Raw genomic sequence first — 22,089 nt, forward strand, 5'->3', positions numbered from 1 at the left:
AACATTGTTCTGTTTTGTGTTCTGGCTTCAGCAGTGAGAGGCATGAGCTGAGTGCTATGGTTGTGTTCCGTAAATTTGTGAAGTTGCTGGGAAGATTGAGATGACTTTGCGTAGGAGCTAGAAGGAAAAGTTGTCGAGCCGCTTCTTAATAAGGTGAGCTATTATGTTGAGCACAAAAAGTATGAGAAGTAACGCTAGGATTGCTATTGCAGATATTTTAGTAAACTCTGCACTTGAGTTGTTAGCCCATATGTAAATCTGGACAGGAAGAACACTGGCGGGATCCATAAAGGTTTTCGGAAGATCGATAACAAATGCGACCATTCCCACCATTATTAGGGGCGATGATTCACCAATAATCCGTGCAATGCTCACCATGATGCCTTGGATCAAAGATGGTAGAGCTATTGGTAATGAGTGGTGCATAATAGTCTGCATCTGTGTTGCACCTAGCGAAAATGCAGCATGTTTTACCGAGGCAGGAACGGCTGCCAGTGCCTGACGGGTTGTTATAATGAGGTATGGCAGCATCATTATCGACAGCGTCATTCCTCCGGCAAGAGAAGAAGACCGGGGTACTCCGAAGATGTTGAGATATACTACCAGTCCTAAGACTCCAAATATTATCGAGGGAACCGAGGATAGATTGTTTATGCTAATCTCCACTATTGACGCTATTTTGCTGCTTTTCAGAAGTTCTTGCATATAAATGCCGGTCATTACACCAATGGGGATGGCTATAGCCAAACATACTGCTATAGTCAAAAGTGATCCTATAAGTGAACCAAGTATTCCAGCATTTTCTGGCACTTTGGAGTGAGAGTGAGAAAACAGGGCGCTATTGAAGAAAGACTTCTTCAAACGGTTTTGTTTGCGTAGAGTTTCCAATACAGTTCCGTACAATAGATCTTTGTTTGTGCTGTTCAAAAAGTCCGTTGAAATGTTGAGCCATAGCTCCGCAGATGGTGCCCTATTTCCTCTTTGCACATAGGATGCCAAATCATAATGTGCCGTCTCGCTCACTACACTGTATACCAGACGCTTGGTCGCTGGGTTACTCAAGTCTATGTGATTTTCCAAGACCTTATGCAGTGCGTTATTTATGCTCCTGATGCAGTCTTCTCTTATATGTTCGACGTCTGCTCTTATGCTTCCAATGTCTTCAAAGTGTAGGAGTACTTTTGCCACGGTGAGGGCTTTATACCCATTGTTCACGATGCTACACAGTACCAACAGTAGCATACCAACTGAGACACCCAGTGCTGATAGGGAGACCAGGGATAAAAAACGATCTTTTTTGCTTCTGAGGAACACACGTACACTCTTTCTGTGCTGCTTAAGCAACCTAGATAAGTCCTTTCCCATAATGTTACGAAAAAAACACAACGAACAGTATTGCAGACCCTTCCATACCGACGGCGGCAGAAACGCGAACTACATGCTACATTTTTTGCAGGGTGTTAGGAAGAAATTTGTGCAATTGTGCACAGAAAATGGAGAGAAATCAAGTCGTTGGTCCAATATTGCATACGGCTTTTCAAGCATCGATTGCATTGGTGTTCATGTGAATATATTTTTTGACCAATAGGTGTAAGGTTACTACTGCGTGTAGTGTGGCGGGGTTGTGTGATCAGTATGCCCCAGTAAAAATAGGTTAACTTTTTAGGCCTAGTTATTGAACTGGGACATTTAAATTGGTATAGACTAGAGTTTGCATTATGAGAGAGTAGACATGTTTGAATTATCTCGTCTTCCATATGACGGATTGGAACCACATATTTCGGCTCGTTTGTTGGACCGTCACTACAACGGGCATCATAAGACTTACGTAGATGTGCTAAATAAGTTGGTTGCAGGGACGGAGTTTGAGGGTCTCAGCAATGATAGTCTTCCGGATATAGTGGTCAAGTCTCACAGCACAGGAAATGCTGGCAAAGCCATATTCAACAATGCCGCCCAGATATGGAACCACGATTTTTACTGGAAGTCTATGAAGTGTGGTGGTGGGGGCAATCCGCCAAAGAAGTTACTTGGGATTATAGAAAGTAGCTTTGGGGGAGTAGAGGAGTTTAAGAGCGCGTTTTCTGCAACGGGGCTTGGTCAATTTGGTAGTGGATGGGCTTGGCTTGTTTACGATCTAGAGGATAAGAAATTAAAAGTAGTCAGCACCGCGAACGCCGATTCTCCATTGCTTACGGCAGGTCAGCGGGCGTTGGCTGTGGTTGATGTTTGGGAGCACGCGTACTATTTGGATTACCTTAATGTAAGAAAGAGGTATATAGATGTCTTTCTTGAATACCTGCTGAACTGGGATTTTGTTCTTCAAGGATTAGAAGATGAAGGTGTTTTGTAGTCAGGTCTATATTTTTTAGCGAATTAAAAGTTTGATAACCTTTTGTTGTTAGATTCTCTCGCATATTGCATGTGCCTGTATTGAGTCAGTAATCATGTCTGGTAGCGTAAAAGCAGATCAGTTGTTCAAAGGTCTTACGCGTCCCACGATGCTTTTTGGGGTGAGCTACACTTTTGCCATAATGAATTTCATGGTTTCGGTCATGATTTTCATGTACAGCAATGACTTCAGGGTTCTCTTTATTCTTGCTCCCGCTATTCATGGGATAGGTTTCGCAGCTTCGTCCAAGGACCCGTTATTCCTGGATTTATTTGTGATAAAAATGCAGAAATGCAATAGGTGCCTAAATCGCTTTTACCATAATGCTAATTCATATTACGTGATGTAGATGCTGAAACTAGGGGACGCTGCCACGACAAAGAAGCGTAAGATTGTTGATCGGGAGTGCCATGAGTCGCACTTCCTCCCCTATAAAGGACACTGGAACAGCACAACCCTCATCACTAAGGACGGCGCCCTCCTCAAGGTAATCAAACTCTCAGGCTTTGCGTTTGAGACTGCTGATGATGAGGATTTGACCATTCAGAACTCTATAAGGAATCAGACTCTTAGGAGTATGTCTTCGTCGAGCTTTGGTCTATATTTTCATATAATAAGACGCAGAAGGAATGCCTTCACCGAGGGCTTTGCTAGCAAGCAGTTTTCAAATCCTTTTGCTAACGCAGTAAATATGCAATGGCGCGAGCGCCATATGACCAAGCAGTCGTTTGTCAACGAGCTGTACATTACTATAGTCAGAGAGGGCAGTAAGAAAAGTACTGAGCTGTTCGTGAACATCCTGAAAAAGATAAATAAAAAAGCAGCCACTGAAGGGTGGAAGAATGATATGAGGGCTGCTTATGAGGATCTAGAAGAGGTTACGAACAGGGTCGTAACCAGTTTGCGTAATTATGCGCCTCGAGAGCTTGGGATTCGGCAAACGCCTACTGGGAACTTTTCAGAGATAATGGAATTTCTGTTGCAGATAGTAAACTGCGGCACTGTGCATAATGTTGCCGTTACTCTTGGCGACATATCAGAGCATCTTCCAATGCATCGGCTTTACTTCGGGAACAAGGTTGTGCAGGTTGTGGGGCATGACGAATCGAAATATGCTGGGTTGATAAGCCTTAAGGAGTATGGGCAGACCACTTCAGCGGGGATGCTGGATGCGTTTTTGCAGCTACCATATGAGTTTATAATAACGCAGTCGTTTAAGTTTACCAACAGGCAGGCTGCGATCACCAAGATGCAGATCCAGCAAAACAGAATGATACAGTCTTCCGATAAAGCTGTATCACAAATTTATGAGATATCTAAGGCGTTGGATGATGCTACCAGTGGCAAGATAGCGTTTGGTTTGCATCACTTAACGGTTGTGTGCATTGAAAAGACTCCTAAGAATCTGGAGAATGCACTTTCGTTGGTTGAAGCGGAATTGGCTAACTGCGGAGTCTACCCAGTTAGGGAAAAGGTCAATTTAGAGCCAGCGTTTTGGGCGCAGTTGCCGGGAAATTTCTCCTACGTTGTGCGTAAAGCGGTAATCAGCACCCTTAATATGGCTGGATTTGCGTCGCAGCATAACTATCCTAGCGGTAAAAAATTCGGCAATCATTGGGGAGAGGCGGTAACAGTATTTGATACCACGTCCGGGACGCCGTTCTTCTTTAGTTTTCATATTCGTGATGTTGGGCACACTGCGATTATCGGACCTACGGGTGCGGGAAAAACTGTTTTAATGAACTTTTTGTGTGTTCAGGCAATGAAGTTCTCGCCTCGCATGTTCTTTTTTGACAAAGATAACGGTGCGGAGATATTTATCAGGGCGCTAAATGGGGTCTACTCGGTGATAGAACCTAGGGGTGCTACTGGGCTAAATCCGCTGCACCTTGATGATACTCCTGACAATCGCACGTTTCTCATGGAGTGGATCAAGGTTTTGGCTACTACTCTTTCCAGTAAGCTAACTGCTGATGACATTTTGCGTATTGACGACGCGATAGAGGGAAATTTCAAGCTTAAGAGAGAAGATAGGATGTTGCGGAACCTGGTGCCCTTTTTGGGCATAGGTGGAGAGGATACGCTGGCTAGCCGCATGATGATGTGGCACTCTGAGGGGTCTCATGCTTCGCTCTTTGACAATGAAGAGGACGTATTGGATTTCACAAAATCCAGGGTGTTCGGGTTTGAAATGGGGGCTTTGCTAAAAGATCCGGTGGCTCTTGCCCCAACACTGCTCTATTTGTTTCACAAGATAAGTATTTCTCTTGACGGCACGCCGTCAATAATCGTATTAGACGAGGCCTGGGCGTTGATAGATAATCCAGTTTTTGCTCCCAGGATTAAGGATTGGCTGAAGGTTTTGAGGAAGCTAAACACTTTCGTTATTTTTGCGACGCAAAGCGTTGAGGATGCGAGTAAGAGCCAGATTAGTGATACGTTGGTTCAGCAAACGGCGACGCAGATTTTCTTGCCAAACTTAAAGGCTACTAGTGCGTACAGGGATGTGTTCATGCTTACAGAGCGTGAGTATTCTCTTATCAAGTATACGGATCCCGGAACCAGGTTCTTTTTGGTTAAGCAGGGTATTAGCGCTGTAGTAGCGCGAATAGACCTAAGAGGGTTAGATGATACCATTAATGTTCTTTCTGGAAGGGCAGAGACGGTTGTCATCCTTCGGGAAATTATTGAAGAGGTAGGCCATGACCCCAATAAGTGGTTGCCTATTTTCCATCAAAGGATAAAAAATGCATAGAGTGCTCAAAGCAATTCCGCTCTTAATTCTGTTCGTAATATCAATTCCACTAGCGTCTCTAGCAGAGGTTGCGCAGAAGACCGGTCCTACGGGTGCTGATGATGAGCATTTGGTACATTATAGACATTCGGAAGCCACCAATCCCCGTTGTGCAGCGGTGGGAATGGCAAATGATTTTGGCGGCGGAAGCATAGGTGCCGGATTGGGCATGACGCTGGCAGGGATGATAATGCAGCAATTTCCCAATGCGGTAACGATCTGGGTATCTCGGGCATTAATCTTTGGCGGCATGACTGCGGTGTCTGCGGGTATCACAGCAGCGGCTCCCTATTATCTGTGCAACTGGAGTTTTGTTCGCCACCCGGTTTTGCGCAAGAAAGAGAAGCAGGGCTCAGGGAGTAGTGATTTGGAATACAGTACGTGTGAAAATCCTGTTAGTCCCAGAGGAGGCAATGATGCAGTGAAAACACAGTACCTCTCAGAGAATTGTAACAAGGAATTTGCTAACATGGAGGACTATTATAATTGTTTGGTGCAAGGTTCTTCTGCTGTAGGAAAACTGAGTTTAGAGGATGCTAGACGTTCTGAGCCGCTTTGTTCAAACCAAAAGTTTAAAAGCGAGAGCAAGTATGCTTGGCCGAAGAATAGGGTTTCAAGCTCAGAAGTTATAGAAGTTTGCTATCGCTATCCGTTAAGTGACCTGGCGGTTGCCCCCTTCACTTTATTCGCACTGTCTTTTTATCAGAGATCGTACACTGAGCTGTTAAAGGATTATAGTGGATATCCCCGTGAATCCACCTTTGGCAGCCCTGAAATGCACAGAACGAAGCTGTCGGTTTCTGGCGCTTTCTATTCAAGTAAGGCGGATAAATACGTAAAATGCGGTGCAATGGTTGCTGGCCAGGAGATAACACTCTTTGATGCAACGTACAGAGCTGTTGAAAGGGGGGCAAGACTATGCGTGGATGCAGTTAAGCTTTCTGGTGTGCCGCTGTTGTTGCAGCCAGAAATAGGATGCCAGTTGCGGCCAAACTCGCCTCCGGTACCTATGTGTGCTGATTCTAAGCCCATGAAGGGTGGGAGGAGAATGGAGTCTACGAGCCATGGCTTGAATCCTAGTGAGATTGATAAGTATGACAACAGCGCTTGTTACAGCTGTTATGTCTCTGAAGTGTGTAAAGGTGTTGCGGGGTTGCACTCGCGGTCAGTTTTTCCAGTAACCTCCGTGATAGTTGGGTGTGTAGTAGATTCGTTGAAGAACTTACTGGATCCTCCTGAGGCGTGTCGTCAGCAAAGGACCACTGGCACAAACATTGGTTTTCTGAAGGTTGCGCAAAACAAGCTTAAGAGCACTGTTATGGCTGCTTTGATTCTTGCACTGATCTTGTTCTCCATAAAGGCAGTTTTGGGAGGTGTGCAGAATGCTTCAGAGCTGTACATGACAGCTATAAAGTTTGCTCTGGTCGTATACTTCACCCAAGGCTCCGCGATGTCAAATGCTTATGAGTATCTGACCAAACTATCGATTGGTCTTTCAAACATAGTGCTGCAGGCAGGAGGTGATAACGGCATCTGCGACTTTCAATCAGGCGACTATGAAAAAGAGTTTCTGTACCTGATGCCCTGGGATAGGCTGGATTGTCGCGTAATGTTTTATCTGGGAAGCCAGCTAACTGGAGGTACGGGCACGGGTGTTGTTCTCAACGTCCTGCTCAGTGCCGGCCTGTTGATAGCTGCGGTGCTCATCAATGCGAAAGTAATAATATGTTTGGTGGCGCTTTTCGCTGTTTTGATGTTGGTGTTGACTGTCATATGGACGGTGTATGTGTTCCTGCTGTCATTTATAGCTCTAACCGTGCTCACTATCATATCGCCGCTGATGATTCCCATGTGTCTATTTCAGGCAACAAAAGGGTTTTTTGATGGGTGGACTAGGCAGCTGATGACATATGCGCTCTACCCGGTGATCTTGTTTGCGTTTCTCTCGTTAATGTTTACGGTTTTCGATCAGATATATTTTGGGGATTTAAAATTCAAGAGAGGCACGCCTGGAACGGTGCGAGTAACTGACCAGGTGGTACGGCAAGGTGCCAGTGTTGCAGCTGTTAATCAAATGGTAAAACCCAAGATATGGTTTGAGCTCAAAGAGGATTGCGATTGTGACAAGAGGAGAGACAACCTGGCGTGTATGTTTGACTCAGTACAGTTTCACAGTCGTCCGCTATTTTTGGGTATTTCTGTTGGGGAGCCAGAGTTTAAGATGCAAGCCACTGCTCAGATATGGACAAGGCTAGGGGTGTTTGTTTTGGTAGGCTTTTTGTTCTACCACTTTCTGAGTTCCATTTCTTACATAGCTGGGGAGCTTGCGGGTGATCCAAGGGCCGGAGGTATAGGAAGTGGAGGTATGAATCCGCGGGCTATGGCGCATAGAGCTGCTGGATTGGCATCTTCTCTGAGGTCGCAAGCTACTGCTAAAGTTTCTGATCTTGGTGGCAGGATGGGAGATGCCATGAAGGGTGGTGGCTCCGAAGGGGGGGATAAGGTTTCTGGCGGAAGTTCCGGCAGGAGGTCTCCAGGTTCGGGTGGCGAATAGGGGGATGAGTGCTGGGCTCTCTCCATTGCGGGTTGTGGATTAGGTGGCTAGACGCTTGGTCCATTTTTTCAGGGATTGGCCTAGTTCGTGTTGTCTACCGGGGTAAGCCTGTTTGAGGCGAGATTCTTTTTGATGGGGGAGCTTGGGCGGTGCCAAGGATAGTTCCAATAGTATTTTTAATGTTCCTGGCGGGGTGCGGCTACCACGGATGCATGTCCCAAGCAGATATGTACAGCGATGAAGTTCGAAGTGTAGTACATGCGAATCCATCAAAAGACTCCGATGGCGGTGTTCAAGCGTGGACCAAGATTGATTTTCCTGTAGAAGGAAAGGGGATCAAGCTTAGTGTAGAACACCATGGCCTAAATTTCTGTGATAAATCTGAGGTTAATGGAAAAATACTTGATGTGCCCGATAGTGCCCCTCTTAAATCAGGAAGTGACGGCAGAACATACAAGAGTAAGTATGATGTGAAGATTTCTTATCCAGACAAGATATCCAAGGGAGAGACACTTACATTTACCTTAGATCCCATCAAGCAGTTTGTCATCGATGAAACAATATGCAGAAATCAGCATGAAGATATAAGGGTGACGGATGTGGATAATTGTCTGTCCAACCATATAGGGCAGACCCACTCTGTCTACTATAGCCATAAGCTAGCTGCAGCCAAGGGCGGCTTTACAAACAGTTGGTATGTTAAGACAAAAGGAGGTGGTATTCCGTTTATCGTAGATGACGTTGTGCCAGTGTTATTGCGTACAGGGGCAGATGATGTGGGAGAAAATGGTAAGATAAGAGTTCCCGAAAGGTTGTATAGTAATTTAATTCAGCAGGATGGCAGGGCCCTTGATGAAGGTTTGTGCTGGACTCGGGAGGAGCTGCAAGAGAAAGCAGGCTCACAAGTGTCTAATGAAAGTCAAGTTGATGACGCGCAAAAAAAGAGAGAGGAGACGTTAGCCAGTTTACGTTCCAAAACTCGCAAACTTAGAGAGGGTTTAAAGAATATACTGGATGAGCAGTCACTCAACATTCTCTGTGATAAGTTATGTCCTGCTGATGGTACAAAAGCGGTGACAACAATCTATGAAGGTGCAAAATGTCAAGGGGTGCACCTGGTTACTAGAAAAGAAGAAAGCAACGAAATCCCGTTTGTAACCCTGCAAAAAGAGAATTTTAAGGAAAAGCCGCATGTTAGATTAGATGGTCCCAGTTTGGTTGACACAGCAGAAGTGCCTAATGATATTTCCTCCAAGATGGGCTTGCAGTACCAAAAGATTCGGGATGAGAAGAGAGAGTATGATATCAGCATCCCTTCTGATAGGCCGCCGAAATATCTGCGGCTGGACACTCCTTACGAGTACGTAGGGGCAGATAGTGTCAGTGATATAAATCTCATTCTGAATCTTGAAGGAGAGGATAAGATTTTTCATTTGACTGGAGGACGCCCTATAGTGGGGCGCTATAGCATTAGCATAAAAAAGGATTGTAGTGCCCATGTTGGGTCTAGTTTGTACTACAAGTTTTCTGAAGTTCCACTGAGGGGTGTTGAGGGCTTTGAAGGTGCTGAGGAGATAAAATTTTTGGAGAGAGGTGTAACAGATATAGACGACAAGCATCAGAAGGGACATTTGTACATAGGGGTGAAAGACAATGGTGATGGCTATGACAATAATGTGGGGTTTTATGAAATACGATTCAGAATTTCAAAAATTCCACCAAAGGTGTTTAGTCACATAACAGATTGGACGGAAGGCAAGGTACGAAAGGCGCTATACGGAAGCAATAATGACGACAGCGTGGTGAAGAAACTTTATCAGAGCATAAGCAAAAGCGGGGCCTTTATGAGGATGGTCAACGCCCTGCTGGTTTTATACGTTATAGTTAGCGCGCTGTACTTCATTCTGGGCTTTTCCAAGGCTTCTATCTACCAACTCGTGATAATAGTCTTTAAGGTTATTGTCGTAATGTTTGTGTTGCGTCCTGATAGTTGGACATTCTTTAATGACCACCTGCTAAATCTCTTTATAAATGCTCCAAAGTTCTTAATAGACGCTATGACCGGGGGAAAAGGGGCAAACTTTGAATTTATGGACAACATCCTTTACAGGTTTAGCATTTCACAAACGTGGATACAGTTGTTGGCACTCATATTTGCGGGTCCTATAGGATGGTTGTCGGTGGTACTTATTTTTTGGGGTCTGGTGGTTTTGGTGCAGTTTCTCTTCCAAGCGATTGTCATTTATCTCATATCAATTATGACGATTGCGTTGTTATTGTGTATTGCGCCGTACTTCTTGGTATGCATTTTGTTCAGGCGTACCAAGAACATCTTTGACATGTGGATTAAAATCTTACTGCAGACTGCAATGCAGCCCGTGGTGATTTTTACATGTATTGCGCTGCTAGTAACTGCGATTAATGACGTGATATACGCAATGCTGAATTTTGAGGTTTGTGATGCTTGCGTTTTTAAGGCGGATCTGAAGGTCACTACTGTATGCTTGTTAAGCTTTCCGTTACCTATAGGGGTAATACCAACTGTACCGATAAGTGACACTATAAGAGAATTGTATAACACCGGGGAGAATGTGGTTTTGGGTCTGCCTGGACCGATGGCGAATATCTTAATATTCCTCGCGTTAGTTCATGCGGCTAGGGACTTTGTTCTCAATAGTGGGGAAATGTGTAGCATAATGTTTGGAGCGTTCACTAACCTCTCCGAAGTGGGCAGCACAGCGGCGCAATCATTGTTGAGTGTTGTTGGTATGGATAAGTCTACGGGACAGATGCTTGAGCATCATAGAAGACAGTCTGAGCTCTTTAGTAGGGGTCCAGGCGCCGGACGTGACGAAGGCTCGCTCATGGGTTCAATGCGAGGATCTTTCCGCGAGTCTGGTGGTGATGGTCGAGGGCGTCGTCCTGTTATTATTCCTCCAGGCGAACCGCCAGCGAGTTTTTAAGTGGAGTGATAGATGTTTAGGTTATTGCTTGCAATATCTATAGTGCTGCTTTCTAGCTGCAGCGGGGGCAAGTGTATTGGACCTAGCACTGGCACTCTTTCCCAGCAAGAGATTGTTGTGCCGGTAATGCCAAAGGGTGCCGATAGTACCAGGCCTGCTATGTATTGGGTGAATTCAGGTCACAAAATTGATGATGAAAAAAAGAAGATAGAAATAACAGTTGAAGGCACAATAAATTTTTGTCCCTTAGACACCGCTGCAAAGCCTGTGAAAGTCAGGATGTATCCTGAAGATTTATTTTCTGAGAGAGAGGGATACGAGTTTACCGACACTCACGTAAAAGTGGTAGAAGGAGACCAGCTAAAGTTTTTTGCACATTCATATAATCTCACCATACCTGCCTGTGATGAGCTTTTGGCTAGTAATGGGTCAATTATTTACTATGGGCATGGTGTAATTTACAGCGATGACAATTGTAGTAAAGTTGTGCCAACGGCCAGCGTATGTTCTGCGGGGGCTGCTTCTATTGAGGACGACAATGCTGACAAGCAGTACAAGCTTCATATGAAAGACAAAAATGGAAAATGTACACCGCTCCCGGAAGGTGCCAGCTTTCCCAGGGTGGGGGGGACTCTTGTCCAGACGCCTAGACTACAGTTTCCTCTGGGGTATATTGGGAAGCTGTCTACAAAACCTCCCAATGAAATTTCGGTAAGCTCCAGAGATGTTGTGGTAACTGGGCGTGTTCACGACGCGAGAACTGTGGGGGTGGATTTACCTGAGTCGCAGCTCGATAGCGTCACCTGTAAGCTTTTCAGAGATGGGTACTTAAAAACCACGCTATCCAACTTGGTAAGTGTTAAGCAGCTTGCTGCAGGAGGAAGGGGGAGTGACTATAGGAGGAGGTATGAAATCGGAAACGGCGATACTAAGGAGTCGAAAGCAAAGCCTACTGAAGAAGAGAAGAGGAAAATAGAACGGGTTCTCTCTGAGTACACTGAATACGATATCAACTGCCATTGTGGCTTTATATGTGCCCCAGATAATGGGGGTCAAGAGAACACGTGTGTAATGTCCATTGTGCGAGTTGTTGATGACAAATTAGTGTGTCCTACTATGAAAGTAGAACCGCAAAATGCACAACAAAGTAATACTAATAGTAAGGTCGCAGCGGAGCTCAAATCGATTTCAGTTAGCAAGAATCCTAAAGATTTGGAGAAGTTTCAAAATGGTGACCTGAAGGAAGTTCTGGGTCTAGATTTTAAGGTACCTGTCCTGCCCAACTTCGCATCTCAGATTCATGTGCAAAACGCTGAGCCATCCATATATGAGATGGCCCAAGGTGCTTCTGCAGCAATTGTTGATCTTGATCCGCAAAATAATAAAGGTGAAAAAGCTGAAGAAGTTTGTAGAAGAAATAATTCTTCCTGCAAGTACATTCCAAATGAAATTAAAAGTTTAAGCAGCGATTCAACAGTGCATTTTTCAAAAGGTAGTCTTAAGTTGAATTACAAATATGATGTCGAGAAAACTGGCCGGCTGTTCCTCTTTTATAACGTGCTGTTAGGGGAAAATAACGGCGGTGCATCTAGCGGTCGCGGTAATGGCGATAGCAAGACTAAGCTTCTCGGATTTTATGACATAGAAGTGCACAGGACATGCTATGCATCTGAAGGGAAGAATCTGTACATGTACATCGGGGATACTCCTCCAGAAAAAATTCCAGGCGAAGGTGAAGATTTTGTTAACATAGGTAAGGGTCTGCAAAATGGCAAGTACACCATAGGTGATAAGAGTATAGGGAAAAAGGGCTATATATATTTTGGTATCAAGGTAGATCCGGGGTATGAAGAGCAGCTGAAAAAGGCGGGGGACATAGAGAACAACTATACGGTTCGGATGTTCGTTCCCAAATGGCCTGCTACATTTTCAAGGTTCTTTTCTTATCTTCAGGGGACAGTATTGCAGGTGCTATATGGCACGGCAATGACTCATGAGACGGAGATTGTTGATGTTTCAAAGAAAGTTGGCGAGGCTCTTAGTAGGGGAAAACCTGCCGGGCAAGAACAAAAAATGGGGGCAGTACAGCAGATATACAATAATCAGGTAGTTTCCAAGCCTTTATGGTCGGCGGTAAGAGCACTGTTGACGCTATACCTGGTGTTTTCAGTGCTTGGTTACATTATTGGGGTCTTGCAAGTAACAAAATATGACCTAGTGGTAAGAATTGCGAAGATCACCATGATCCTTACCCTAGTTTCTCCAGGAAGCTGGGACTTCTTCTATAGGCACTGCTTTAGCCTGTTTATTGAGGGTATTCCCAGCATAATATCTGCGTTCAATGGGTATGTTGGGGGCGATACATCGTTTAAGTTTTTGGATTCCACTTTAGGCCTTTTCTTGGAGTCAGATTTCTGGTTAAGAATGCTCTCCCTGATTCCGGCAGGGCCAGTTGGCTGGTTGTTGTTTGTTGCAATTATTTGGGCGTTGTGGGCCTTTTTCAAGGCGATGTTGCGTGCGATCATTTTGTACCTGTTCGTCATCGTAGCGTTAGCATTCTTGGTAACGCTAGCGCCGATCTTTATAACCTTTGTCCTGTTCCAGCTTACCAAGGGCTTGTTCGATGCTTGGATAAAGATGATAGTGAACTTTTCTCTGCAACCCATAATTTTATTTGCATCGCTAGCATTTTTGAACCAGCTCATTCTCACGAGCATCCATGCGGTTACAGATTTTACGGCGTGCGAAACATGTATCATCGGGTTTGATATTGTTACAGAAGAGAACAAGTCTATAGAAAAGAAGGACATATGTGTTGTGCCAGCGCTGCTACCTATAGGATTTTCAAATGATCTCACTATTGAGGACAGAATAAGGGAAGACATGGCACGTGGGACTGATAAGGGTTTCATGGGGCTTCCATTTAGCCTTGCCATGGTTTTTGTCTTAGTTTTGGCTTGTAAGGCAACGGAGGAATTTGGCCACATTTCTGAGGTATTGGCACATTCCATATCAGGAAGTGTAGCAGGGGTAGCTGCAAGTGCAGCAGGTGCAACGCAAGCAATGTTGGGAGTTGTTGGCCTGGATGCCGCTACTCAGAATTTAATCAAATCTGCAAGAGGCATGACGCCTGTAGGGACAGAAAAACTGGCATTCGATACTGCAGAATCGTCGCAGCCACGTTATGAAGGCGCAATTCATCGACCTGGCCTTGACCCCCAAGGCACTGTGGATGCAGGAGGTCCACAAGGAGCTGCTGATAGCCGGGGAGATGTGGGTGATATAGCAGGGCCAGCATCTGTGACCGCGGCTAGGGCTGTCCAAGATGTAGGTGCGTCCGGTGATATAGTGAGAGGAGCAGGGGGTGATGGTGCAGCGGTTGAATTTGGAGAACCTGCAAGTAGACGCGTAGCCGATTCCGGGGTGGATGTTGGAGGGCATCAAGCTTCTGACGAAATAGGCGTCGGCCCAGCGCAAGGGGGTGAACAGTATGCAGGTTCTGATGTGGTGCATGGTGGGGGAGACTCTGGAAAAGAGGTGAGAGCATTACCTGATGGTGGTGGAGGAGCGGGAACCAGTATTCCTAATAGTAGCATGGTGGGAAGTAACGGTGCATCGCAAGATACCTATAGTTCCGCAAGTGGAGCTTCCAGTGTGGAAAGTGGTGACAATGTGGTGTATAGTGCCCACGCGTCGGGGGTTGCAGGTTTTGAAGACTTGCTTGGTTCTACTGACCCACATTCTGCGCTCACTACCTCTTCGGAATATAGTGGAAGGGGAGCATCCGATGATTCTAGGTCAGATATTGCTCGAGGTGAAGATGCAAATGCATCTGGTCTGCCCGATAATGAAGAAAATGATGAGAGTTATGCGGCAAGAGAAGATATTCTTCATTCTTTCGGTGATGACGCTAGTTTCCCTGAGAGCAGAGAGGAAATTGGTGGTTCCGTTTCCGAGACGGGGGCTGCTGATTCTGGATCTGCTGCAGGGGCGGGTGAAAGCACTTCTTCAGTGGAAGATGATGGAGAGGAAAGAAACTATTCGATTGGTATAGAGAGCGCAGTTTCTGAATCAGAAGACGTAGTGACAAGTGATCGGAAAAGTGGTGCTCTGGAAAGGGGCACTGATTTTTCTTCGGGAGAAGGAGGATTTGAATCCCATCCGGATGGTGGCACGAGCCCAAATGCATTGCCTCCGAGTGCTGAAACCTCGGCGGCAACAAGAGATATAGATACCATGGTTGATGCCAAGGAGGCTAATTCGGCGGAGGTAGATTCTGAGAGTGCGCGTGACAATTACACAGTGCGGGAACAAGACTTTAGCTATCCTGAAGGGGCTGAAGCCAGGACTGATAGCGACAAAGAACAAGGGCAAAACACAGGAGATGGTTTTGAGGAAAAGTTAAGTAAGGATCCTGATAATGTTCGTTCAGGAAACGATGAGGAAGACAAGTAGCAGCTGGCAGAGAAGATTATGTGGACGAAATTTACTAGCAGAAACTTCCTGAGGTGTACAGCTGCACTATGCATGTTGGCAATGTCATCATGTGGGAGCGAAGTTCCTTTTCCAAGATGTGTTTCTGCTGATAATTTCAATAGCAATACTACAATTGCGGTTTCAGCGTATTATTCGGATGCTAATACCAACGCATTCAGGGCTGAGAATGGGGAATTGGGAGACGGTACTTCACCTGGGGCCACCAAACAAGTAGTGCGTTGGCAAGATACAGGCTTGGTTACTGATGGCAACGAAATAGTAGTGAAGGTTCAAGGTGCTTGGGTTCCTTGGGACAAATACGGTAACAAGAAAAGTTCTCCAATTGCGGTAAACACAGGACTTGTAAGGCCAGCAGACCTTTCCCATGAATTTTACGATTCTGTCGTAGATGTAGAGAAAGTTTGCAGTTATATCACGTACGAAAAACAGGTGGGCAGTTGCCGATTACAGTGTAGCAAAATTCCTGACGATAAAAGCAGTGTTGAAAGTACTTCCGCTGCCATAGGTCGCCCTTGCTGGCTAGAGAACGGTTATGGAGCATATTTGTTATTTAAAAAACCTGGGGATGAAGATCCTAATGCCTCGCTGGGGCTAATGCAATTTCCTAAGTCACCTACAACTCACTTGGCATATGGTAGTGCTGATGGAGCGGGAGCAGGTAATTACTCATCAAACGGCAAGATATACGATAGCGACTGCGAGCTTGTGAATAATGTTGAAAAAGGATGGAAGATATACGTAAAAATACTCGACGACTACTATCACGATAATGCTGGGGGGTACAGTCTGGAGTTTACCAAGGGTGTGGTATCTTCAAAATCTTCCGACATATTTGAGCATGTGCGCAAGCTGGTTAGAAAGGAGCTAGACAACTCAGGGGAGAAAATCTTCAAAAATATTACACAAAATTCGGCGTTTAAAAACTTTATCTTCGCGATAATTACTCTCTTTCTAGTCGTGACCACTCTAGCTTATGTGTTGGGCATGGTACGAACTCCGTTGCCCGATCTGATAATCAGATTGCTCAAAGTGGTTCTGGTCTTGTTGTTAATATCTCCTGGTAGTTGGGACTTTTTCTATAATCATTTGCTGAAGCTGTTCATTAAGGGAGTGGATGAGATTATTGCTCTGATCAACGGCTATTCGGTAGGGCATAAGTTTGACGCGGAGAGGCCATTTGCCTTTATGGATGAAATGATCAGAGATAAGATCTTTGCTCCTGTTGTTTGGGAAGCAAAGGCTAGGGCTCTTATTACTGCCGACTGGTCATCCATCTTCGCGCTTTTAATCATACTAATCGCTGTTCTTTTCTACATAGGTTTGTGTATATACGGTTTCGTCATCTACCTTACTGCATTTGTTGCGATAACGTTTCTAGTTGGTCTCATGCCTATTTTGTTTGTGGGCATATTGTTCCCAAGATTCAGAAGTTTATTTGATGGCTGGCTCACTCAGTGCATCAGCTTTTCGATGCAGGCTATATTGATGTTCACCCTAATAGCTATGTTTAGCACGTTGATAATGCACTACTACTACCGAATTTTTGGGTTCACAGCGTGTTATAACGAGTGGATCCATCTGAAGTTAAAGTTCTTGGTGGATCAGAAGTACAGTGAGTGGACTCCAGGACAGAAGTATGACACGATAAAAATCGGCTGGGGAGGCATTGAAGACAGAGAGTACCCTGCTGCTGGAACAACTGCTAGATATACATTTACCGGTGGGGGATCAGTAATGAAGGTTCCGCCGAATTACGACACATACGATTTCAGGTATGTGGATTACCCGTTTTTGGATCCTGATACTGAAAGCGATACTGTCCCCGGTGGGGTAGTTTTGAGTAAGGATGCTGCGAAAACCGACAAAGCAACCGGCTATAATAAGATTGCTCTGCTTACTAACTCTCTAATAGCTGCTGAGCGTAAAGTAGCAATTGATCGCCTTTTAACGGGGATAGATAAGGAGCTCGGAAGTATAATGGATAGATCAGGGGTGCCCACGGGCGACCGGCATAATAGGCAAGACTTGGAAGATTTTAGGAAGAAAATCGCAGATTCTAAGTCTAAAGGAGCAAAAACGCCACAACAAGAAGCTACATTAAAAAAGGAATTAATCGATCTGTTGACAGGTAGAGTACTTTTTAATCATACAACTCCGGGTACGAAGTTAGAAGAACTGGAAAAGCAGTATGACTACAACATTATAAAGAACATAAAGCAGGGCTGGATTGTGATGTGGTCAGAGGTTTTTGGCCTCATCTTGATGACGTTTTTGATTTGGCAGATGAGGGCATTTGTCCAGAACCTTGGGGTGGTCCTGGCCGGAGGGGGTATGATGTCCAGGACCATTGCTTCTATGTATGGTGAGGGATTCACCAGAATCTTTGCAAGTGCTCCGGTAGTTGGCCGCGTTGTTGACAGCATCGACCGTGGCATTGATGGGGTGCGGATGATTGCTCGTGACAGGATAAATAGTGTTGCATCAGCAGTCAGTAAGCTACCGGAAAAAGCAGCTGGTAGAATCCCAGTTGTGGGTGGCTTGTTAGGCTCCATGGTAGAGGGGACAAGACACGTTGCTGGTGGCTTGATGTCCGCGAACACTGAGGAAGATATATACAACATGAAATCTGTATCGCCGGGGTTAGATTATGCTCGCGCATGGATGGGGGCCCATCTTGGTCGATCTCCTTTAGATGCTCTGAAATACATGGGATCTTATATGGCGGCGCGGGCTACAGGATCTACCAGCGGTGGCTTGCTGCACAATTTTAAACAAGACAGGGCAGCACTTCTACGTAATATACGCACTCTCACTAAGGGTGTTGACAAGCATCAGCCCGGAGTTTATGTGCCCAAGAAGAGTTTTGGTGAGGGTGGGGCAAATCCATTCCGCAGGCCGGATGATGCACAGAATTCTATGGGGCAAGGAGAGCGTGCTCCTGCCCTCGTTGATGATCATGGTAACCTGCAAGTAAATCGTGAGAATTTCTGGCATGCCATGGATGCAATGCATGCCCTAAACGTGATGAGGCGCGAGGCTGATAGTGATATTGCGCAAGCAGCTATCGATAGGGATATAGATAGGCTGCAGAATGAGATTCGCAATGTGCATGAGCAGCGTCCCGGGGAAATTGCAGAGTTGCTGCAATATGTGAGCCCCACAGGGGAAATCGACTTTGCAGCGTTGGAAGCAAGGGCTGTTGCTTTGCATGCTGTGGGAGGAACGCCAGGGTTACCGTCGCGTGAACTTGATGTTGATGGGCTCCATTCCGTGCCAGGGTCTGAATCAGAAAGCAGTGTTGCGAGACTCAGGGAAATAGAAGAAACAGGCCGCATGATCTCTGACGCTTCGGTGCAAGGATTTAGCGATCCTGGTCAGTTGGATCGTGTACATGTGAGTGATGCCGCGACAGTGCAAGATGGCTCAGAACGTGCTTTGGATTCGCGACAAATCCCTTATTCCTCCTATGATGAGGTTTCCAGTGTTTCAACTGATCTAGATATAGGTCGTGATGGGGTTGCAGTGCCTCAAGGACAAGATGGAGCGGTGGTTGGTGTAGATTCTAGAGATCCACAGAGAGTAATGGAAGATTATACACAACAGCATGCTGCGTCGATGCAAGGAGAAGAAGGGCAACAAGAAGATTGTGCATTTCAAGCGCGGACCCAGACTGAAGATTTATTTCATGACCAATCAGCGGATATTGATTCAGTCGGCCAGTCGAATTTGACTTCTGACTCTGGAGATTTAGCGCTCGATCCTGGTGTATCTGAAGGTGAAAATCTTGCTGACAGCCACGTGGGACATGAACAGGATAGGGTTCCTGAAGAAGAGATTTCTGAAGATTTATCTCGCCGTGATATTGAATCCCAGTTGTTTGAAGATCATTTAGGCCAGGAGGGTGATCGAGCATCAGATATAGAAGAGCGTCATGAAGAGACCTATACTCGGGAAGAAGGTGCTTCATTTGCCGAGCATTTAGATCATGAGGAATTGGCTGCGGGAGATCAAGCTGTTCAGTTGGACTCCGTTCGCCGCGTTGATGATCTTCTGGCAGAGGTTGAAAAGAAAGATGAGATTCACGATGTAAGTGGCAGCGACGAACGAGTAACAGAAGATGTAGAAGGGGAGTTAAGTTCTGCAGAAGCATCCTCCGACGGTGTGCTATCACCTGCAGAGCCCGAAGATCTTATGGAAACTGTACTGGAGGATACTAAAGATCCAGAGGGTACCATAGATATAGAAGAGTGTCATGAAGAGACCTATACTCGGGAAGAAGGTGCTTCATTTGCCGAGCATTTAGATCATGAGGAATTGGCTGCGGGAGATCAAGCTGTTCAGTTGGACTCCGTTCGCCGCGTTGATGATCTTCTGGCAGAGGTTGAAAAGAAAGATGAGATTCACGATGTAAGTGGCAGCGACGAACGAGTAACAGAAGATGTAGAAGAGGAATTAAGTTCTGCAGAAGCATCCTCCGACGGTGTGCTATCACCTGCAGAGCCCGAAGATCTTATGGAAACTGTAGAGCCTGAAGATCTTATGGAAACTGTACTGGAGGATACTAAAGATCCAGAGGGTACCATGGACCCTGAAGGTGTGGTAGAACAGGAGCCAGAGCCACCAGTGGTAGATCTTCTGGCAGAGGTTGAAAAGAAAGATGAGATTCACGATGTAAGTGGCAGCGACGAACGAGTAACAGAAGATGTAGAAGAGGAATTAAGTTCTGCAGAAGCATCCTCCGACGGTGTGCTATCACCTGCAGAGCCCGAAGATCTTATGGAAACTGTACCGGAGGATACTACAGATCCAGAGGGTACCATGGACCCTGAAGGTGTGGTAGAACAGGAGCATGATGACCTTGGTGAGAGAGAAGAACATCTACCTGAAGATGCTGACGATTCATCAGCGCAAGCAGAAGCTGCGGTAGATGAGGGGGATGGTGTTCGTATATCAGACCATGATGATCGAGATGCAGAAGAGTATGGAGGCTCAGTGGAAAGGGTAGATGATGCAGTGGTGGATGGCTCAGAATCTGCTGCAGAGGAGAAAGTTGAGTTCACCTCAGAGCATAGCGATCAAGAGAAGTTGCTTGACTCGCAAGAGGAACAAGAAGGGCTAGCAGCGCCTGAAACCGTAGAAAAGGAAGTACATGCTAAAACTTGGGCAGTGGACGGCACGGATAAAGGTGAAAGCCCGCTTGATGACATAAGCCACCGTGACGCTTCGAACGATTTTGAAGACTTGCCTTATGATCCTGTAAATGAAAAAGGCATTGAGCATTCAGGTGTGACGCGCGCTGCGCAGGGATTAGGAGATGGTTTTGCTAATGTTGGCACTGAGAGCGTAATCTTCAGTGGTAAGACCGGAGACAAAACGCAGCATGATTCCTCTGAAGGAGATGACGCGAAGTCCGGGCAGGATGAGGATATAGGTGATGGAAGAGTGCTTGATCTTGACAACGATAAAATTCAACATTCTGATAGCATTAAGACTACTATGGGCAGTTATATGAGTGGTGATTACAAGGAAGGCATCGAGGCTTCTAATAAACCTGATATGGTGTCCACAAGTGGTGATGAGGATTCTGAAGAAACCAAAAAACGGCGTCATAGAAAGAAGGAAGAAGAGTCAGATAATCAAGCACAGGATTCAAGGGAGTCGGAGGCGGTGACCGAAAGTGATGTTTCAGGGGAAGCGCCTAGTGATCCTGAGCCTATTGCGCATTGGATGGAGGCAACAGGTGTAGGTGGCGCAGAGTCGGGAGCATCTGGGATAGCTAGAAAGATTGTGGGTTTACCGAGCGAACAAGAGAAAAGGTCACAGAGTGCCAGAGACAGTGTTGCCAAAATGAAGAGTGAGCTTTCAAATCTTCGGAGCCGTATGGTGAGCGAAAATCTCACAGAGCAGGAATTGCAGGAGCTAGAAAAGAAGATTAAGGAAATAGAAGGCAAGATAAACGGGCTAGATAGCGATTTATAAGCTAGGGGGGGGGAAGGCTGGTTTGCACTAGCACCTTACTTCGACTAAGGGTATGTCATCACACCCATAGTTACCGTAGCCTTCAAGAGTGCAGGCAAGGAAATCTGTATCAAACCTTGTTAGAACGTCGAATTCAAATTCCGCGTACACGTTTGTTCCAGACTTAGGTGCGATGGTAAAATTTATCCTGCCTGTTTCACAATCTGCGAGGTAGTCTTGATTTTGCTGTAGAAGTTTTTCTTCAAGGTATATTTTTATTGTGTCGTATACCGGTTTGCTTATGGTTCTGAAAAACGATTTGTCGCCACCAGAATACTTCTTAACTAGCTGCAAACTTAGAGATGTTCCGTTCCCCACACCAAGGTGCTGTCTAACTGCTTTATAGTCTGTCCAATCTTTAAATCTAAACGGCAATGCACGCCCCCGGTGGGCATAAAAAAAGTCCCGAAGCATCGCAAACTGGGCATGAGATTTCACGCCATACACAACGTTGTACCGGCAACGCGGGTAAGCCCAGTTTATCTTGCGCTGTTCTTGTCCATTTTGTAATTCTGAAATGCTGGTAGAAAATGCTGGACCACCGATGGAACCGTAAGAGATGTCTTCTGGAAACCGCTCATTTTGGGACATGAGTTCACCTAAATAAGGCAAGTCTATCCTGCTGTAGCAGTTTGAGTAACCACTTTGTGAAACTAATATTTCTGCCGCAACACATGCAAGTGTACTGAGGGTTTACCCGACGTTGAGCTGATACGAGAACATGTCAACACACAAAAGCCGAGAGCCGAACTAGAATATCCACAACAAGTTTCCACTTATTGACTTTACACCTCCAACAGGGCTGCACGAAACTGCGAGACTGCAGGTGTTTATAGCTTGGCATGTTTGCAGATTCCAGGCCTTTGTCTCT

9 protein-coding genes are annotated in these 22,089 nt (G+C 45.7%); 7 read left to right on the top strand and 2 right to left on the bottom strand.

Annotation, left to right across the window (positions count from 1 at the left end; all coding sequences use genetic code 11):
- Window positions 1–117: 117 nt before the first annotated feature.
- Window positions 118–1,365 carry a phosphate ABC transporter permease PstA gene (pstA, locus tag ANPL_RS01620; protein WP_169193063.1) on the bottom strand — a complete coding sequence of 416 codons (1,248 nt, stop codon included), beginning with the start codon at window positions 1,363–1,365 and terminating at the stop codon, window positions 118–120.
- Window positions 1,366–1,732: 367 nt separating this feature from the next.
- Here pstA and ANPL_RS01625 point away from each other — a divergent pair, with 367 nt between their 5' ends.
- From ANPL_RS01625 to ANPL_RS01655, 7 genes are all read left to right on the top strand, one after another.
- Window positions 1,733–2,353 carry a superoxide dismutase gene (locus tag ANPL_RS01625; RefSeq protein ID WP_169193064.1) on the top strand — a complete coding sequence of 207 codons (621 nt, stop codon included), beginning with the start codon at window positions 1,733–1,735 and terminating at the stop codon, window positions 2,351–2,353.
- Between the two features lie 91 nt (window positions 2,354–2,444).
- Window positions 2,445–2,741, top strand: coding sequence for a type IV secretion system protein VirB3 (locus ANPL_RS01630; protein ID WP_169193607.1), 297 nt, complete (start codon window positions 2,445–2,447; stop codon window positions 2,739–2,741).
- Entirely contained in the window at window positions 2,742–5,147 is a 2,406-nt protein-coding gene (locus ANPL_RS01635; RefSeq protein WP_169193065.1) for a VirB4 family type IV secretion/conjugal transfer ATPase, read from the top strand.
- On the top strand, window positions 5,140–7,740 hold the full coding sequence (locus ANPL_RS01640) for a TrbL/VirB6 family protein (RefSeq protein ID WP_169193066.1): 2,601 nt from the start codon (window positions 5,140–5,142) through the stop codon (window positions 7,738–7,740). Before ANPL_RS01635 ends, ANPL_RS01640 begins: the two co-directional genes overlap by 8 nt.
- A gap of 149 nt (window positions 7,741–7,889) precedes the next feature.
- Window positions 7,890–10,703 carry a TrbL/VirB6 family protein gene (locus ANPL_RS01645; protein ID WP_236822871.1) on the top strand — a complete coding sequence of 938 codons (2,814 nt, stop codon included), beginning with the start codon at window positions 7,890–7,892 and terminating at the stop codon, window positions 10,701–10,703.
- Window positions 10,704–10,715: 12 nt separating this feature from the next.
- Window positions 10,716–15,158: a type IV secretion system protein gene (locus tag ANPL_RS01650; protein ID WP_169193067.1), complete on the top strand. Its 4,443-nt coding sequence runs from the start codon at window positions 10,716–10,718 to the stop codon at window positions 15,156–15,158.
- A gap of 18 nt (window positions 15,159–15,176) precedes the next feature.
- Window positions 15,177–21,179 carry a type IV secretion system protein gene (locus tag ANPL_RS01655; protein WP_169193068.1) on the top strand — a complete coding sequence of 2,001 codons (6,003 nt, stop codon included), beginning with the start codon at window positions 15,177–15,179 and terminating at the stop codon, window positions 21,177–21,179.
- Window positions 21,180–21,206: 27 nt separating this feature from the next.
- Here the strand turns inward: ANPL_RS01655 and ANPL_RS01660 are convergent, their stop codons facing one another.
- The gene (locus ANPL_RS01660; RefSeq protein WP_169193069.1) at window positions 21,207–21,809 is read right to left on the bottom strand and encodes a DUF2460 domain-containing protein; all 603 of its coding nucleotides are present in this window, start codon (window positions 21,807–21,809) and stop codon (window positions 21,207–21,209) included.
- Between the last annotated feature and the right edge of the window lie 280 nt (window positions 21,810–22,089).

The organism is Anaplasma platys (assembly GCF_012790675.1).
Classification (GTDB): Bacteria; Pseudomonadota; Alphaproteobacteria; order Rickettsiales; family Anaplasmataceae; genus Anaplasma; species Anaplasma platys.

What these genes read in the sequence shown, in the direction of transcription:
- pstA (WP_169193063.1), bottom strand. Translation starts at nt 1,365, where the DNA reads ATGGGAAAGGACTTATCTAGGTTGCTTAAGCAGCACAGAAAGAGTGTA.
- ANPL_RS01635 (WP_169193065.1), top strand. Translation starts at nt 2,742, where the DNA reads ATGCTGAAACTAGGGGACGCTGCCACGACAAAGAAGCGTAAGATTGTT.
- ANPL_RS01650 (WP_169193067.1), top strand. Translation starts at nt 10,716, where the DNA reads ATGTTTAGGTTATTGCTTGCAATATCTATAGTGCTGCTTTCTAGCTGC.
- ANPL_RS01640 (WP_169193066.1), top strand. Translation starts at nt 5,140, where the DNA reads ATGCATAGAGTGCTCAAAGCAATTCCGCTCTTAATTCTGTTCGTAATA.
- ANPL_RS01625 (WP_169193064.1), top strand. Translation starts at nt 1,733, where the DNA reads ATGTTTGAATTATCTCGTCTTCCATATGACGGATTGGAACCACATATT.
- ANPL_RS01655 (WP_169193068.1), top strand. Translation starts at nt 15,177, where the DNA reads ATGTGGACGAAATTTACTAGCAGAAACTTCCTGAGGTGTACAGCTGCA.
- ANPL_RS01660 (WP_169193069.1), bottom strand. Translation starts at nt 21,809, where the DNA reads ATGTCCCAAAATGAGCGGTTTCCAGAAGACATCTCTTACGGTTCCATC.